Source organism: Acinetobacter sp. AKBS16 (assembly GCF_002899995.1).
In the GTDB taxonomy this organism is placed as follows: domain Bacteria; phylum Pseudomonadota; class Gammaproteobacteria; order Pseudomonadales; family Moraxellaceae; genus Acinetobacter; species Acinetobacter baumannii.
In genome coordinates this window covers 11,003-27,042 of the sequence record NZ_POYH01000069.1, presented here as the reverse complement: position 1 = coordinate 27,042, position 16,040 = coordinate 11,003, and the positions used below count along the sequence as shown (strand labels likewise).

The 16,040-nt window shown below is 38.0% G+C and carries 19 protein-coding genes; 13 read left to right on the top strand and 6 right to left on the bottom strand.

The features are described from left to right. Positions 1-289: 289 nt before the first annotated feature. Genes C1642_RS12810 through C1642_RS12800 form a run of 3 tightly spaced genes read left to right on the top strand, consistent with a single transcriptional unit; the run spans position 290 to position 2,516 of the window. Entirely contained in the window at positions 290-793 is a 504-nt protein-coding gene (locus tag C1642_RS12810) for a YfiR family protein (RefSeq protein ID WP_001985194.1), read from the top strand. 5 nt (positions 794-798) lie between these two features. Then, a complete protein-coding gene (locus tag C1642_RS12805) occupies positions 799-2,022 on the top strand; it encodes a diguanylate cyclase domain-containing protein (protein WP_002014284.1) in 1,224 nt (407 codons plus the stop codon). A gap of 14 nt (positions 2,023-2,036) precedes the next feature. After that, entirely contained in the window at positions 2,037-2,516 is a 480-nt protein-coding gene (locus C1642_RS12800) for an OmpA family protein (protein WP_001097560.1), read from the top strand. A 47-nt stretch (positions 2,517-2,563) separates the two neighbouring features. Here C1642_RS12800 and C1642_RS12795 read toward each other — a convergent pair whose 3' ends face one another. Next, a complete protein-coding gene (locus C1642_RS12795; protein ID WP_000267335.1) occupies positions 2,564-3,574 on the bottom strand; it encodes a metallophosphoesterase in 1,011 nt (336 codons plus the stop codon). Positions 3,575-3,680: 106 nt separating this feature from the next. Between C1642_RS12795 and C1642_RS12790 the strand changes: the two genes are divergently transcribed. Further along, positions 3,681-5,306: a phospholipase D family protein gene (locus tag C1642_RS12790; RefSeq protein WP_000079184.1), complete on the top strand. Its 1,626-nt coding sequence runs from the start codon at positions 3,681-3,683 to the stop codon at positions 5,304-5,306. Here C1642_RS12790 and C1642_RS12785 read toward each other — a convergent pair whose 3' ends face one another. Continuing rightward, entirely contained in the window at positions 5,307-6,116 is an 810-nt protein-coding gene (locus tag C1642_RS12785) for a lysophospholipid acyltransferase family protein (protein ID WP_000195147.1), read from the bottom strand. A gap of 203 nt (positions 6,117-6,319) precedes the next feature. Here C1642_RS12785 and hflX point away from each other — a divergent pair, with 203 nt between their 5' ends. The 4 genes from hflX (at position 6,320) to C1642_RS12765 (ending at position 9,281) form a co-directional block, all read left to right on the top strand. Beyond that, the gene (hflX, locus tag C1642_RS12780; protein ID WP_000456890.1) at positions 6,320-7,654 is read left to right on the top strand and encodes a ribosome rescue GTPase HflX; all 1,335 of its coding nucleotides are present in this window, start codon (positions 6,320-6,322) and stop codon (positions 7,652-7,654) included. Positions 7,655-7,696: 42 nt separating this feature from the next. Next, positions 7,697-8,068, top strand: coding sequence for a hypothetical protein (locus C1642_RS12775; protein ID WP_000357904.1), 372 nt, complete (start codon positions 7,697-7,699; stop codon positions 8,066-8,068). 10 nt (positions 8,069-8,078) lie between these two features. After that, entirely contained in the window at positions 8,079-8,753 is a 675-nt protein-coding gene (locus C1642_RS12770) for an LrgB family protein (protein ID WP_000480818.1), read from the top strand. A gap of 84 nt (positions 8,754-8,837) precedes the next feature. Further along, positions 8,838-9,281 carry a DUF2147 domain-containing protein gene (locus C1642_RS12765; protein WP_103236405.1) on the top strand — a complete coding sequence of 148 codons (444 nt, stop codon included), beginning with the start codon at positions 8,838-8,840 and terminating at the stop codon, positions 9,279-9,281. 42 nt (positions 9,282-9,323) lie between these two features. Here C1642_RS12765 and C1642_RS12760 read toward each other — a convergent pair whose 3' ends face one another. Genes C1642_RS12760 through pdxA form a run of 3 tightly spaced genes read right to left on the bottom strand, consistent with a single transcriptional unit; the run spans position 9,324 to position 11,983 of the window. Then, complete coding sequence (locus C1642_RS12760) at positions 9,324-10,163, bottom strand: symmetrical bis(5'-nucleosyl)-tetraphosphatase (RefSeq protein ID WP_103236404.1); 840 nt, start codon at positions 10,161-10,163, stop codon at positions 9,324-9,326. Beyond that, positions 10,164-10,976, bottom strand: a complete 813-nt coding sequence (gene rsmA / locus C1642_RS12755; protein ID WP_000284347.1) for a 16S rRNA (adenine(1518)-N(6)/adenine(1519)-N(6))-dimethyltransferase RsmA — start codon at positions 10,974-10,976, stop codon at positions 10,164-10,166. A 23-nt stretch (positions 10,977-10,999) separates the two neighbouring features. Next, a complete protein-coding gene (gene pdxA / locus C1642_RS12750; RefSeq protein WP_000017231.1) occupies positions 11,000-11,983 on the bottom strand; it encodes a 4-hydroxythreonine-4-phosphate dehydrogenase PdxA in 984 nt (327 codons plus the stop codon). 172 nt (positions 11,984-12,155) lie between these two features. Between pdxA and rplM the strand changes: the two genes are divergently transcribed. The 5 genes from rplM to C1642_RS12725 all read left to right on the top strand — a co-directional run bounded on the left by rplM (position 12,156) and on the right by C1642_RS12725 (position 14,916). Continuing rightward, positions 12,156-12,584 (top strand): 50S ribosomal protein L13, encoded by a 429-nt coding sequence (gene rplM / locus C1642_RS12745; RefSeq protein ID WP_000854895.1) that lies wholly within the window; start codon positions 12,156-12,158, stop codon positions 12,582-12,584. Positions 12,585-12,596: 12 nt separating this feature from the next. Next, positions 12,597-12,983, top strand: a complete 387-nt coding sequence (gene rpsI, locus C1642_RS12740; protein ID WP_000224786.1) for a 30S ribosomal protein S9 — start codon at positions 12,597-12,599, stop codon at positions 12,981-12,983. Positions 12,984-13,153: 170 nt separating this feature from the next. Beyond that, positions 13,154-13,807: a glutathione S-transferase N-terminal domain-containing protein gene (locus C1642_RS12735; protein ID WP_000110148.1), complete on the top strand. Its 654-nt coding sequence runs from the start codon at positions 13,154-13,156 to the stop codon at positions 13,805-13,807. A 6-nt stretch (positions 13,808-13,813) separates the two neighbouring features. Next, the gene (locus C1642_RS12730) at positions 13,814-14,242 is read left to right on the top strand and encodes a ClpXP protease specificity-enhancing factor (RefSeq protein WP_000003709.1); all 429 of its coding nucleotides are present in this window, start codon (positions 13,814-13,816) and stop codon (positions 14,240-14,242) included. 17 nt (positions 14,243-14,259) lie between these two features. Beyond that, positions 14,260-14,916, top strand: coding sequence for a hypothetical protein (locus C1642_RS12725; RefSeq protein ID WP_000863328.1), 657 nt, complete (start codon positions 14,260-14,262; stop codon positions 14,914-14,916). Positions 14,917-15,020: 104 nt separating this feature from the next. Here the strand turns inward: C1642_RS12725 and C1642_RS19315 are convergent. Beyond that, positions 15,021-16,040 (bottom strand): biotin/lipoyl-containing protein (locus C1642_RS19315; protein ID WP_228153866.1); only part of this gene is annotated, 1,020 nt, incomplete at its 5' end.

Here is a 16,040-nt window from a genome sequence, read left to right as displayed (position 1 = left end):
ATTTTTAAAACTTATTCTCTAAACCACCTCATCATCAAATTCATCGCTTAAAGCAACTAATCTAATCACAAGTAACTGTTTTTCAACAAGTTTCTATCTGCATCACCGCCGATGGATGTGCATTATAGACCATCTCATTCCCTTTGCAACCCCTTTTTATAGCAATTCATATCAAGCGGTCGTTTTTTAGTCTCTTCACTCGATATTAGATGAGATATTAAGCTTTTTTTAGTTATTCAACTTCATGTAGAATAGATTATTCGTGCAATTGATTTGGCATTAACTCACCATGTGGCACTCCGCTAAGAAAGTATTATTTTGCATACTTGTAGTGTTTGCTACGAGTGGGCCTGCTTATGCCAATTCAAAACATAACTTTTATGTGCTCACTTTATCTATTTTAAGTTATAGCAAATGGGAGAATGTAAGCACGCCTACTCTTTGTGTAATTGATAATGCATCAATTACTTCTACCTTCCAGTCTTATATTCAACAATTATCTTATAATTATCGTGTACAAACCGTTAATGCTAAAGATTTTTCTAAATCGCATTGCCAGGCTGTTTATTTCTCTACCACACCACCTCAGCAGCAGCAAAACTTAATTCAGAATTATCCATATCGTTCTTTGCTTTCTTTAAGTATTAATAATCCAGAATGTGAAGTTGGTAGTATCTTTTGTTTATATAATCAAAATAATTACACCACTTTTAAAGTTAACTTAGATGCATTAAGCCATTCCAAGGTCCATATTGATCCAAGGGTTTTACTCTTGGCTAAGAACGCGGAGTAAGGATTATGATATCTAAGTTGTATCAATCCACTTCGCTACATGCACTTTTTAGAAAGTCTCAATTTACGATCTTTGCTATAACTTTCTTTATTTGCTCTTTTACATTTGTATCAATTTCTGTTTTTACGATGGAAACTTATGCAAAACAAAATTTGCAATTACTTAGCCATACTCTTCTTGAGCGTATTCAGCCTGCCGTTGTGTTTAACGATAAGATCACAATCGAACAAATCTTAAATGAATACACAAATGATCACTCTATTCGAGCGATTCATATTTATGACTCTGAACATCACCTGATTGCTCAAAGTTTTAAGTTGTCGAGTCAAACTTCGGTGTTAGAGAAATGGTTTGATCACTGGTTTTTAAATGAGCCGGTACATTTAACGATTTATCATCATCAACAGAATGTAGGTGAACTCACCCTTTTTGGTAGCTCTGAAAAAATATTGCAATTTTTAAAGATGATTATGGTCGGCCTTGCTATTGCGATGCTATTTATTGTTTGTGCATTGTGGTGGTCAGTGAATTTGACTTATCGTCAAATTATGCAAGCGATTTACCCACTCACAAATATTGCTCAAATCGTGAGTGAACAAAAAGCTTATAACCTTCGTTTTCCTTATAACCGAATAAAAGAGTTTCAAGATCTAAATACAGTTTTTAATGAGTTACTTGAAGAAATTCAGATTTGGGATAATCAGCTGCAAAAGGAAAATCGTAAATTATCGTTTCAAGCTCATCATGACCAGCTGACCCTATTACCGAATAGACATTATTTTTATCAAATACTATTAGATATGTTTGAAGATAAGGATTTTGATAATAAGTCAGCCTTATTGTTTATAGATAACAATAACTTCAAATCAATTAATGATCAGTTCGGGCATTTAGCTGGTGATGAAGTTTTAAAAGAGATGGCGAAAAGGTTACAAACGCGTTTACGTCATCAAGATTTTATTGCCCGTTTAGGCGGTGATGAATTTGCGGTTATTTTGCATTCCATTACGCATGCCGATCATTTAATATCTATTGCTGAAAATTTACTCGAAAGCTGTAAAGAACCTTTGCATCTAAATGATCAAACGATTTATTTCAGTTTTAGTGTAGGGATTGCTTTATCCCAATTTGCGTCTAGTCCAGAAGATTTTATTATGCAAGCAGATCAAGCGATGTATAAGGCTAAGACTTCTGAGCAACATTGGTTTATTTATAAACCAGAGAATTAAATTTAGGCTAATTTATGAATACAAGATCTTTGAAACTCTCCTTTATTGCATTGCTGTGCATTGCGCTTGCAGGCTGCTTGAGTTTTGGTCCTTTGAAATATCGTCAAGTAAAAATGCTAAAAAAAGAGGGGTTTGTACTTACTAATGAAGGCTGGACTCTAGGTTTACCAGAACGCTTATTATTTGATTTTAATGACGCAACATTAAAACAAAGTCATGAAGCAGAGCTTACACGTTTAGCAAATCAATTAAATAAATATGATTTGAATAAATTAAAAATCGTTGGTCACACTGACGATGTAGGTAATCCTGAATACAACCAAAAGTTATCTGAAGAACGTGCACAAAGTGTTGCGAACCTCTTTTTGACTCACGGTTTTAAAAAGGAAAATATTTACGTTATTGGACGTGGTTCAACTCAACCGTACGTACCGAATACAACCAATGAAAATCGGGCAATTAATCGTCGTGTTGCTATCGTAATTATTCCTTAAATTTCTCATTATAAAAAAGCCAATCCTTTGTGATTGGCTTTTTTGTTTTATACAAGTTCAATAATATCAATAGTAGGCGGTACACGAAATCTTAATGGTATTCCAACCATACCTGTTCCTACGGTAACAAATACATCAGCGTGTTCATGCGAATAGAAACCACGTTTATGGCCTAAAATTGATACTTTTTTCATAATATAGTTGGTTACCCACGGAAGTTCGACCTGCCCTCCATGTGTATGACCTGACAACATTAAAGGGCGATTAGGTAATTTAGGGACCATATCTACCGTATCGGGGTTATGGGAAAGAATTAACCATGGTTTATCTTGAGGTAAGTCTGGCATTGAACGCATATCGGTTTTCCCTGCCCATAAGTCACCAATCCCGATTAAACGAAACTCATCAAACTCAACAATTTTTCCTTCAATATCCATTACATCATTGTAGTGAAGTGCATCTTTTAATAATTGTTGAATAGGCGGACCCGGATATTGCTCGTCATGGTTCCCTGGAACTGAATAAACTGGAGCTTTAATATCTTTAAGTACACTCAGTTCCTGTACTAGCTTATCTTCTGGCTCATAAGTCCAGTCTCCTGCCACAACTACTAAGTCTGGCTGTTGTTCATTAAGCTTTTTCACAATGATTTTGAGTTGACGTTCATGCCCAGAGAATAGGCCTATATGTAAGTCTGCAATTAAAGCGACTTTTACAGGTTTAGCAAAACGGCGATCTGGGTTTAAACGATATTGGTGAACATCGACACGTACCATATGTGGCTCTATAAAACGTGCGTAAATGAGAATACCGCTTAATAAAAAGATAAAAATGGTTTCATGAATTGAGTAATAACCTATCCAACCGGCATATAAATTAAAGAACCAAAGTGGAATAAGAAGATAAGATAGATAAAAAGCAAGTAAGTGAACAAAAGCTTTAAATGGATGAATCGTTTCAGTACGTGATTGATGAACCCAAGCTTCAATAATTCCCCAGAGAGCAAGTATTGAAAAAATAAGGTAAAAACAAAAGATGATTGAATTTGGGTTCCACATTACGATTCTCGACTTATCTTATATTGATTGCTAGTAATCAAATTCAATATTTATCTTTCAATATGCACGAATTATACTCTAGCTCACCTTATCGTATGTATTGATTATGGCACAATCCTTTCATTCCAAACAGCTTCAAACTCATCAACTGGCTAAAGGCTTTTTGATTAAAGCTTCTATAGTCGTATGTTCAAGTTTCGCTGTGGCTTTGACAGGTTGTAGCACATTACCCAAACATAGCCCTGAACCAATCCAGTACGCACGAGATATCGATACATCTCAAACTTCTCTTTCAAAAATTATTACGCCTTTACGTGAAAAAAATCCGAATTTAACGGGTTATCATCTTTTAAATGATCCCTTAGAAGCGCTCGCGGCTCGCTTAAGGCTGATTGATAAAGCCGAAAAGACTTTAGATTTACAATACTATATTTGGGATAACGATAAAGTCGGTGCTTTAGCTTTACATGCAATTATTCGTGCTGCTGATCGTGGTGTTAAAGTACGTTTATTAATTGACGATAATAATGCTAAAAAGATGGAAGGCGTGTTACTCGCGCTTTCTCAACATAAAAATATTGAAGTTAAATTATTTAACCCCTACCGTTTCCGCAAATATCGCGCGATGGATATGATTTTAGACTTAAAGCGTATCAATCGTCGTATGCATAACAAGAGCTTTATTGCTGATAATCAGGTTGCGCTTATTGGTGGGCGCAATATGACAAATCAGTATTACAACGTTAGTGACAGTTACCAGTTTTCTGACGTCGATGTCATGTTGGTTGGTGCTGCCGTTGATGATATCGTGAATTCTTTTGATGACTACTGGAATCATGAATATGCATATTCAGTCCAAAGTATCGTCAGTGCTCAACAACACCGTTTGCGCTATGAAAGCTTAAAACAACAACTTGATGCTCATTATCAACAAGCCACCGTTCAGAACTTCCTTGACTTAACCTCTAGATCACATGCTTTTGATAAATGGTTAGACCGTAATATTAAATTTGATTGGGTTAAAGCAGAGGTTGTGAAAGACTCACCTGATAAAATTAGATCAAAAGCGAAAAAAGAAGAACATTTAAATTTCCAATTGATTAACCATTTGGAAAAACCAGAAAGCAATGTTGACCTGATTTCGGCTTATTTTATTCCAGAAAAGCAAGGCGCTAAAATTTTAAGTACGCTTGCTAAAGAAGGTGTAGAAGTTCGAGTTTTAACAAACTCATTCAAAGCAAATGACGTAGCTGTTGTTCATGCGTTTTATGGAAAATATCGTAAAGAACTTTTGAAAAACGGCGTTCAACTGTATGAGTTTTTACCGACTCCAGATAAACGCGATTTGAATAAGAATACGGATGAACTGGCAACCAAAGCGAAAGTAAACATGAAAGGTTTAAGCCGCTCAAGTTTACACACCAAACTTATGGCATTAGATGAACAGGTTTTTATTGGTTCATTCAACTTTGACCCACGTTCGGCGTATTTAAATACTGAAATTGGCGTAATTTTAGATAGTCCATCACTGGCCAAAACAATTCACCATACGATGGATGAAAACTTAAACAAATATGCTTATAAATTAAAGCTCGATCCAAACAATCATATTTACTGGCAACAGGAAACTCCAAAAGGCCCTGTAATTTATAAAAAAGAACCAGAAATGAAATGGTGGCAAAAGGCAGGCATGAAACTACTATCATGGCTGCCACTCGAAGGTTTTATGTAATTAACTTTTTGGCTTAAGTACTTTTTTATGTAATTGAGCCAATCCTTCAACCATTTTTTCTTGCACTTCTTGAGTCAAACTTTTTACATCATGGCCTTCTACCGAAATAGGAGGAAGTGTAAGTAAATGGGCTGTTACTTTCGGCATTTCTAGCACACGTTGAATATGCTCAACGAATGACATCTCACCAATAAATGGTGCAACGGTATCTAACTCACCATGACGGTTTACGTAACAGATTAAACATACCTGTACCGGACGCTGAGCTTCGATAGCAGCTCCGAGTAAACGACCATGAACCCGCTTAACAGAATGGCCATCTGTAGTAGTCGCTTCAGGGAAAAATAAAACTGGAATATTTTGTTTTAAAAATTCGGTAATTTGCTCTCGAATTTTAATGGAGTCACCTGATCCACGTTTAATAAATAAGGTGCCCCCACCTTTCGCCAAATTGCCAAGAATAGGCCACTTTTCTATCTCGGCTTTAGCTAAGAAGAAGACACGTGCACCCGAACCTAAAACGGCGATATCAAGCCAAGAAATATGGTTACTCACCCATAAAGCGGGCTCTCTGGGAATTGTGCCATGTACTTGAACTTCAAGATTAAATACTTGGCATAAACGACGACAGAAATATTGAACATATCGAGTGTTAACAGGGTTATTTGGATCTTTATAAAGTCCATGACGATAAACTAAGTAAAAACCTTCACTGATTGCCGCAGTCGCTGAAGTAACTTTTTTTCCGTATAAACCTATTTTTGAAAATTTCTTTAACGTTGAATTCACTATACTTTGCGTTTGAGTCATAAAATTTCACTAACGATCAATCATTGTTATACCCATTTCGAGCCATTCTATACGTTTCGGAATAAACTTGCATCGCTGTGTGATAGACACAAATAAAAATAAAATGCGCTGTAGTTAATCTAAAGAATAAGAGTAAACCCTTTCCCCTTTTGCTCAAGTTTCCTCTAGAATAAAGTTTTACCTTATTCAGGATTTATAGCCACGTGGAATATGTTGATCGGCATCAAGGCGGTGAACGCACAATATTAGTGAGTGTGTCTGTACAATTATTAGATGATCTGGATGCCGAAGAATTTGCTCTACTTGCACAGTCAGCTGGTGCAGATATTCTTGAGCACATTAAAGTTCAACGTAATAAACCGGACCCTAAGTTTTTTATTGGTTCAGGTAAAGTTGATGAGATTGCAGAACAAGTTCAGGAATTAGAAGCAAGTCTTGTTATTTTTGATCATGCATTAACCCCTGCCCAAGAGCGTAATTTAGAAAAGATTTTAAAATGCCGCGTTATTGACCGCACCGGTCTCATCTTAGATATTTTTGCCCAGCGCGCGCGGACCCATGAAGGTAAATTACAAGTTGAACTTGCTCAGTTAAAACATTTATCAACCCGTTTAATCCGTGGTTGGTCTGCTGATTTTGAACAACAAAAAGGTGGTATTGGTTTACGCGGTCCCGGTGAATCACAACTCGAAACAGACCGTCGTCTCATTCGTGTCCGTATTACCCAGTTAAAAGATAAGTTAGAGAAAGTCCATCAAACCCGTATGCAAGGACGAGCTGCAAGACAAAAAGCTTCGATCCCAACTGTTTCATTAGTCGGTTATACCAACGCGGGTAAATCAACCTTATTTAATATTTTAGCGAAAAGTGATGTATATGCAGCCGACCAACTATTTGCAACACTTGATCCAACCTTACGTCGTCTAGAATGGGATGGAATTGGTACGGTGGTTCTAGCAGATACGGTAGGGTTCGTACGAAACTTACAACATGATTTGGTCGAATCATTTAAAGCAACTTTAGAAGAAACGCTTGAAGCTACCCTGCTTTTACATGTCATCGATAGCAGTAGTCATGACATGCTTGACCAGATTGAAGCCGTTGAAGGTGTATTGAAGGAAATTGGAGCGGATGCACCCGTACTCCGTGTTTATAACAAAATTGATTTGAGTGGCGAAGAGGCGAAAATTATTTATTCAGAGCCTCATGTTCCAGATCGTGTTTATGTATCTGCACACTCAGGGTTAGGTCTAGATTTACTTCGCCAAGCCGTACAAGAATGTCTAATGGGACAACTTCAGCACTTCTCATTGGTACTTAAACCTGCTTATGGCAAATTGCGTACTCAACTTTATGCTTTAAATGTCATTCAATCTGAGCATTATGACGATGAAGGGCTATTACATATTGATATACGAATTGCACCTCATAAGCTTGAGCAGTTAATTCGCCAAGCCAAACTCCCTATAGATGAGATATTAGGTGAACGCGCAAGTCAGTTTAAAAGGCCACTGGAAGAGTTTGAAATCAAGCACTAGATCAGTTAAAACTTGATAAGTAAACTTTTAGAGATAAAAAATATGGATAAGATCAAAAGTATAGACTGGGCAGCATGGGTAGGAACTTTACTACTTATTATCGGTTTTCGCGAAGGCTCAGTCGTCGTTATGCGTGCTTTTGGTCATCCAGAGCTAGGCAATCTGGTAGGTTTAATTAGTTTACTTATCGTTTTACTCATTTGGCGTAAATTTAAGAAAATCCCGCTAAGACTTGTCGATACTAACAATAAAGTCATGAAAGAAAGTGGTTTTGCTTTTTTACCCATTTGTGCAGGCTCCTTAATTATGCTGGTGCATATGGGTAAAGAAATTCCGCTATTTCTTTTTGTTTTGGTAGTGAGCACCCTTATACCCTTGTGGGTCTATGCAAAAATGGCAAAACATTGGTTATAAGGAGAATAAAATGTTTATGATTCTTTATGGATTTTTGATCACTTTAGTTGGCTACCTTTGTGCAAAACCATTAAACCGCCGCTTTCCTCAAGTTCCTCTTTTAGTTTTCGGCATGTTCATTGTCATTGGGCTATTATCAATCTTGAAAGTTCCCTATGAAGAATACCGGCTTTACGTAAATGATTTATTTAGCCATTTATTAGGATATGTCACGGTTGCTTTAGCTATACCTTTGGCTGCAATGCGTTATGACGATTTACCTCTTAAATCGGTGATTGGTATTTTATGCTTTGCCAGCATTAGTGCCGTTGCTTTACCAATGGGCCTTGCTTACCTATTGCATATGTCTGAGCCGACTATTTTGGCTTTTGCTACACGTGCAGTAACCACCCCAATTGCTTTAAACATCGCGACCTTATTACATGCTCCAGAGACATTAGTCACTCTCATTGTGATTTTATCCGGAGTTATTGGTGCAGCATTTTCACCATTTTTACTTAAGCATATACACGATGAAAGAGCTTCAGGTTTAGCTCTAGGCTTAGCTGCACATGCAATTGGAACTGCTCAGGCTTGGCAACGTGGACCTGTAGCAGGTCGTTATGCGGCATTTGGTATGGCATTAAACGGTGTATTTACTGCTATTTGGCTACCAACCTTCATGTTATCTTTTGGAATACACTGATTAAAAAGTAGTTTAAATAAACATTGAACCCGTTATTAATTACAAATAAGATGGACCTTTCAAATCTAAAAGGATTTTTTGATTATGGGGAAATTTTTTGTTGGAGCTATGCTCCTAGTGGGAATAAATACAGCTACTTTTGCAGCTGATATTACAGGTCTTTGGCAAACGATTGATGATAAAACAGGTACACCTAAAGCACATGTAGAAATACGGAAAGAGGCAAATGGTACTTATGCAGGTAAAATCGTAAAAATAACACCACGCCCAGGTTATACGCCAAAAGAAATTTGTGATAACTGTCCTGCACCTTATACCAATAAGCCTATTTTAGGCTTAGATATCGCAACCGGGCTCAAGCAAACTGATAATTCAACCTATACAGGTGGAAAAATTCTAGACCCAAATACTGGTAAAGTTTACGGATTAAAAGCAAAACTCAGTGCAAATGGTAAACGTCTACATATGCGCGGTTACCTTAGGGTATCTGCTTTAGGCCGTAATCAGATCTGGATTCGCCTAGAATAAATATCTTAAAAATAAAAAAAGCCGCTGAAGCGGCTTTTTTTATTACATAACAGGGTTGCTCACAGAAAAAGCTTGTTGATCTTCAAAACGATAAGCAATCAAGTTTTTACCCCATACACAACCGCCATCAACATTTTGGATGTGCTCACTAATAGTTCTACCCTCTAGAGCAGCCCAATGTCCAAAAAATATTTGATGGGTTTGTGCAGCCTTACTTGGAAATTCAAACCACGGTAAATAACCTTCTGGCATTGGTGCATCTAAAGTATCTTTAAAACTAAACTCCAAAGCCCCTTCTGCATTAGTTAAACGCATACGAGTTAAGTAATTGGTAATACAGCGTAAACGTTCATTACCTGTCAAATCATCTGTCCAAAGATCGGGTTTTGAACCATACATTTCAGCTAAAAATGCATCTAGCACAGATAAATCATCATGCGCCAATACAGCCTCAACTTCTTTTGCCAATGCAGCAGTTTTTTGTGCATCCCAAATACAAGGTACACCTGCGTGTGTGAGTATTGTTTGCTCATTTGGAAATAAACATAACGGCTGTTTACGTAACCAATCGATAAGTTCATCACCATCCACGGCGTCAATAACATCCTGCGTGCGATCTTTTTCTTTAATTTCCTTAAGACCACGAGCACCGGCAATCAGGGTTAAATCATGATTACCTAATACGGTAGCAGCAGCCCCTCGATCAGCTAGTTTTTTAATAAAACGTAGAGCACCTACAGAGTTTTCACCACGTGCAACCAAGTCACCAGCAAACCAGATAAAATCTTGATCAGGGTCAAAACGTATTTCTTTTAATAGCGCTTTGAGTGCCTCAAAACAACCTTGCACATCTCCAATTACATAGTTATAGCGCTTAGTCATTTATGCCACCATTTGATCTGCCAAAGCCACAAACTCTGCAAGAGTTAAAGTTTCTGGACGAGCCATTGGGTCGACTCCTGCTTTCTCGAAACCATCCTCTGCCAACATGCCTTTAAGACTGTTTCTTAGCGTTTTACGGCGCTGAGTAAAGACGTGGGCAACCAAGCGAGCTAAAGCTTTTTCATCTTTCGCCGTAATTGGTTTTTGTTCGTAAGGAACCAAGCGAAATACTGCACTTGTCACTTTTGGTGGCGGGTTAAATGCGCCTGCTGGAACTTCAAATAAAAAGGTAGGCTGACAATAATATTGGATCATGACTGATAAACGGCCATATTCTTTTGTATTCGGTTCAGCAGTAATACGTTCTACCACTTCTTTTTGCAACATGAAGTGCATGTCTTTAACTTGGCTACCAAATTCCAAGAGATGAAAAAGTAATGGTGTAGAAATGTTATAAGGCAAATTGCCGACAACGCGTAATGGACGCCCATCTTTTACAAGCTGACTAAAATCATATTTTAATGCATCAGCTTCTACGATAGTTAAACGTTCTGGATGTGGCACGCGTTCAGGTAAGCCGGCAGCTAAATCACGGTCTAATTCAACTACAGTTAATGCATCACATTCTCCAATTAGAGGAGAAGTTAAAGCAGCTAAACCTGGACCAATTTCGACGATATTATCACCCGTACGCGGATTGACTGAGCGTACAATTTTGGCAATGACTCGTTGATCATGTAAGAAGTTTTGACCAAAACGTTTACGAGCTTTATGCCCTTCATCTTTCGGGTTTAGGGCATTAATTTGATACATAGAACATTTCCAACATGAAAAATTTAACTCGCTGCCAAAGATAAAGCTAAATCGACAGCGACATTTAAACTTGAGCTTTTTGCCAATCCTGTCCCAGCTAAAGACAGAGCAGTACCATGATCGACCGAAGTCCGAATAAATGGTAAGCCCAATGTGATATTGATTGCTTCACCAAAACCCTGTGATTTTAACACAGGTAAGCCTTGATCATGGTACATCGCAAGAACAGCGTCAGCATTTTTAAGATGTTCGGGCGTAAATAAAGTATCAGCTGGCAAACTTAAACTTAATTTAACTCCCTGTGACCGGTAGCTTTCAAGTACCGGATTGATCGTATCAATCTCTTCACGTCCCAAATAACCATCTTCGCCTGCATGAGGATTTAACCCACATACTAAGACTCGAGGATCATTAATTTTAAACTTGGTCTTTAAGTCGTGAAGTAAAATATCAATCACTTGATGCAAGCGTTCTTTGGTAATTGCATCCGCGACATCTCTTAATGGTAAATGAGTGGTCGCCAGAGCCACCCGCAACGTTTTCGTTGCCAGCATCATAACAACACGCTCTACGCCTGCAAATTCTTGATAATATTCAGTATGTCCACTAAATAAAATCCCTGCATCATTAATCACCGACTTTTGAACAGGAGCAGTGGCTACACCGACGCTCTTACCAGACATAGCATAATCAGCTGAGCGACGTAATTGCTCTAATACATAAGCGGCATTAGCAGCATTAAGCTGTCCATCAACGACTATAGTTTCTAGGGGTACATGTTCTATATAAAGCTCACCTTGCAAAGACGATTCAGCTTGTCCGCTATACTCTAAAAATTTAATGTCCAGACCAAGCTTTTGAGCGCGTTGTTGTAATAGATTTCGATCAGCCAAAACCACAACAGGACGTTCATCAACCCGTTTTGCCAGACTTAAACAAATATCTGGACCAATACCGGCAGGTTCACCGGAAGTGACATATAAAGGCAGCACAATCACCCCCGACACATCTCTAAAATTTGAATTATTTTAACATATCCTACATTCATCGGATTAGGGATAAAATTATGTAGCTTATATGGGATTTTTCTTGTGATTGACAACAAACTCGTTTAGAATCTCGTCTCCTTTTTGTTTGAGCGATGTCTAGCTCAAACCAACTATAATAGGTAGTGTTTGAATGAAAACTCTCAGCGCAAAGCCTGCTGAAGTACAACACGATTGGTTCGTTGTTGATGCTACAGGTAAAACTCTTGGTCGTTTAGCGACTGAAATTGCACGTCGTTTACGCGGTAAGCACAAAACTTCTTATACTCCTCACGTTGACACTGGTGACTACATCATCGTTATCAATGCTGAACAGGTTCAAGTGACTGGTAACAAAGCGCTTGACAAGAAATACTATCGCCACACTGAATTCCCAGGCGGTTTAAAAGAAACTAATTTCGAAAAATTAGTTGCTCACAAACCTGAAGAAATCTTTGAACGTGCTGTTAAAGGCATGTTGCCAAAAGGTCCTCTTGGTTATGCAATGATCAAGAAGATGAAAGTGTACGCTGGTAGCGAGCATCCACACGCTGCTCAACAGCCACAAGTTTTGGACATCTAAGGGATACAGCACATGGCTACTAATTATGGTACAGGTCGCCGTAAGACCGCAACTGCACGTGTTTTCTTGTCAGCTGGTACAGGCAAACTCGTTATTAACAACCGTACTTTAGAGCAATATTTCGGTCGTGAAACTGCTCGTATGGTTGTTCGTCAACCTTTAGAGCTTTTAGAAGCTACTGAAAAATATGACCTTTACATCACTGTTAAAGGTGGTGGTATCGGTGGTCAAGCTGGTGCGATCCGTCACGGTATTACTCGTGCACTTATCGCTGCTGACGAAACTTTAAAACCTGTTCTTCGTCAAGCTGGTTTCGTTACTCGTGATGCTCGTGAAGTTGAACGTAAGAAACTTGGTTTACGTAAAGCTCGTAAACGTCCTCAATTCTCTAAACGTTAATTCGTTTACCGAATCGGACAAAAAGCCTTGGTTTTTCCAAGGCTTTTTTATTGCATATTCATTTTGTAGATGAGTGAAACAGATAAATATATGAAACTCTATCTTTGTCACCGTGATTTCCACGCATATTTTTAGTATTCTAACCGATTCACACAACCATACCTTGTGATATGTCGGTCGAAAACACCTCAATTCAGGGAATTACCCTTTACAGCCATGCTGATGATTTCCGTTCACACTGGATCCGTTTTTTATTGGCAGAAAAACAAATTAAATATCAATTAATCGTGACTGATCACGAAGATGAAGATCTGGCAAGCCTAAATCCTTATAATCAATTGCCAATGCTGGTTGAGCAAAATCTTAAATTATTTTCAGCACCTATCATTGCTGAGTATCTCGATGACCGATATCGTCAGAATAAACTATATGCCGATGCCCCTATGGCACGTGCAGAGCAACGCCAATATATTTGGCGTCTTGAAAATGATTGGTTTAAGTTGGCCGATCATATGCTTAGACATGCAGATACGTTAAATGTAGAACAAAAACAAAAAGCACAAAAAGAATTGCGTGATACCTTAATATCACTTACCCCTTTATTTCAGCATTTCCCTTATTTTATGTCCGAAAATTTTTCAATCCTGGACTGTATGCTTGCTCCAATTTTTGTGAGGCTTAATAGCATGGGAATTGATTTACCAAAGCAGCAGTGTCGACCTATATTTTTGTATTGTAAACGTATCTTTAGCCGCCCTTCTTTTGTTAAATCCATGACGCCCCAAGAGAAAACCCGTTACAATGAACTATTAAATATGGAATAGTGTGATATGTCTGAGCAAACTATTGAATTAACCCCTACACGTCCTTATCTTGCTCGTGCAATCTATGAATGGATTTGTGACAATCAACTCACACCTTATTTACTCGTTGATGCAACACAACCGCACACTGATGTACCACAACAGTTTGTGAAAGATGGACAAATTGTTTTAAACATTGTGCCTCATGCGGTACATCAACTACTCATTAGCAATGATGCGATTACATTTTCAGCACGTTTTGGCGGCGTTTCCAAAGATATTTACGTACCTATCCAAGCAGTTTTAGGTATTTATGCACGTGAAAATGGACAAGGTTTATTCTTTGACCCTGAAGAATATGCCAATGTAGCGCCTGTAGAAGATAAGTTAGACTCGGAAACACAAGAAACATCTGAACCAACCAAGAAAAAGCCAACATTAAGAATTTTAGATTAATTTTAGAGGAATAAAGTATGGCATTTGATTTAGTCCAATACTTTGCTGAGCAAATAAAAATTCAAAAGCCTCAGCTTTTAAATCAATATCCAGCCAATGAGAAAAATAAGCTGATTGACGAAGTGAATATATTGACGCTTGGTAAATTAATCAGCTTATGGCGTCAGGACGACAATAAAATTTATCATGAAATCAAAACTGCCGATCCATTGTATATTCAAGAAGTTGCACGTCATCTAACTACGTCAAAACACAATAAGTCAGTTTTAAAAAATTCTGAACTTGAGCAAAGTATTTCTGAGATTCTGGCATTACAGTTAACAGAACTTAATCAACTTGATGAGACTGGTGGTTTCGGCCAAAGTGGTTTAAAAGAGCTCATTTTAGGGCAAGTTGAACATTTATCTGGCCAAGCTGAAGATTGGGTTTGGTCAACAAACCATCTAACAGAGCTCATTGGTTCTAAACCTGTTGAACAAGAAGAACTATCATTGGATGCAACAATGAAGGAGTTCAACCAAATGGTTCACCAAGCCCAACCACATCATGAAGATTTACATGTTGAAGAGCAACCTATCGAAACTTTTATTCCTGGATGGTCAAAAGTTATCGCTCCTCTTGTTGCTTTAGCTATTTTAGGCTATCTCTATTGTATGTATACACAGCTTGTATAATTTTGTTTTTTATAATTAAAGGGAACGTATGTTCCCTTTTTTGATTTAAATAATCATCTTCTATAAATCAATAGTGATTACTAGTAACCACAATTGCTCTTCTCTTAAATTTGGATACTAAATAGCATTTGCCGTTTTTTCACTTGTTGACCTTGCTGACCTAAAATTTCATCGACTACACCATCCACATCAGATTTAATCTGTTGCTGAATTTTCATGGCTTCAAGAATCAATAATGTTTGGCCCTTTACTACTTGATCGCCTTCATTGACCAGGATATTCACTACAGCCCCATCCATCGGTGCTCGAATTTTGCCATCTCCCGCTACATCGGTAGCTTCTGGTGCAGCGTAAGTCATATTGCGTATCAAAACATTGCCATTATCTCGATCTAGATAAAGCTGATCATCATCCAATACATATTGAACACGGCGAAGTACACCATCAATTAAGTAAACTAGCTGTTCTGGCGTTTTCTCAAGCACATCAATAACAACTGTTTGATCACAGAACTGTACCGTGAATATGTTATTTACAGATGAAACCTGCAATTGAATTTGCTGATCGGCAGTTTGTAATTTTAACGGTAATGGCACACCAAGCCCAGTTTGCCACACTGCAGTACCTTTAATTTGGCTAAATAATGCCGCAGCAATTGCTAAGGTTTCTAAAGATAAAACCTGATGGTGTAAGCTGGGATCATTTTGGAAATGCTGTTGGATGAATGCAGTATTGGTATCCCCTGTAACAACAACTGGATGGCGCAGTAAATTGACCAAGAACTGTTTATTACTATTCACTCCAAGTAAAACACTATCATCGACTGCACGAGCCAGTAAGCGAATCGCATCCTCACGGGTTTTCCCATAGGCAATCACCTTTGCTACCATCGGATCGTAAAATGGACTGACTTCATCATTTGCTAACATGCCATGATCGATTCGCACATTTGGCAAAGCTGCAGGCTTCCAGCGTAAAACTTTTCCTGTTTGTGGCAAAAAGTCCTGACGTGGGTCTTCTGCATACAAGCGCACTTCGATCGCATGTCCATTTAAGGTCAATTCATGTTGCTTTAAAGGCAACTGCTCACCATTCGCCACACGTAACTGCCATTCAACTAAATC

Coding starts and splice junctions, on each gene's coding strand:
- C1642_RS12810 (WP_001985194.1), top strand. CDS start 290: ATGTGGCACTCCGCTAAGAAAGTATTATTTTGCATACTTGTAGTGTTT.
- C1642_RS12805 (WP_002014284.1), top strand. CDS start 799: ATGATATCTAAGTTGTATCAATCCACTTCGCTACATGCACTTTTTAGA.
- C1642_RS12800 (WP_001097560.1), top strand. CDS start 2,037: ATGAATACAAGATCTTTGAAACTCTCCTTTATTGCATTGCTGTGCATT.
- C1642_RS12795 (WP_000267335.1), bottom strand. CDS start 3,574: ATGTGGAACCCAAATTCAATCATCTTTTGTTTTTACCTTATTTTTTCA.
- C1642_RS12790 (WP_000079184.1), top strand. CDS start 3,681: ATGGCACAATCCTTTCATTCCAAACAGCTTCAAACTCATCAACTGGCT.
- C1642_RS12785 (WP_000195147.1), bottom strand. CDS start 6,116: ATGACTCAAACGCAAAGTATAGTGAATTCAACGTTAAAGAAATTTTCA.
- C1642_RS12775 (WP_000357904.1), top strand. CDS start 7,697: ATGGATAAGATCAAAAGTATAGACTGGGCAGCATGGGTAGGAACTTTA.
- C1642_RS12770 (WP_000480818.1), top strand. CDS start 8,079: ATGTTTATGATTCTTTATGGATTTTTGATCACTTTAGTTGGCTACCTT.
- C1642_RS12765 (WP_103236405.1), top strand. CDS start 8,838: ATGGGGAAATTTTTTGTTGGAGCTATGCTCCTAGTGGGAATAAATACA.
- C1642_RS12760 (WP_103236404.1), bottom strand. CDS start 10,163: ATGACTAAGCGCTATAACTATGTAATTGGAGATGTGCAAGGTTGTTTT.
- rsmA (WP_000284347.1), bottom strand. CDS start 10,976: ATGTATCAAATTAATGCCCTAAACCCGAAAGATGAAGGGCATAAAGCT.
- rplM (WP_000854895.1), top strand. CDS start 12,156: ATGAAAACTCTCAGCGCAAAGCCTGCTGAAGTACAACACGATTGGTTC.
- rpsI (WP_000224786.1), top strand. CDS start 12,597: ATGGCTACTAATTATGGTACAGGTCGCCGTAAGACCGCAACTGCACGT.
- C1642_RS12735 (WP_000110148.1), top strand. CDS start 13,154: ATGTCGGTCGAAAACACCTCAATTCAGGGAATTACCCTTTACAGCCAT.
- C1642_RS12730 (WP_000003709.1), top strand. CDS start 13,814: ATGTCTGAGCAAACTATTGAATTAACCCCTACACGTCCTTATCTTGCT.
- C1642_RS12725 (WP_000863328.1), top strand. CDS start 14,260: ATGGCATTTGATTTAGTCCAATACTTTGCTGAGCAAATAAAAATTCAA.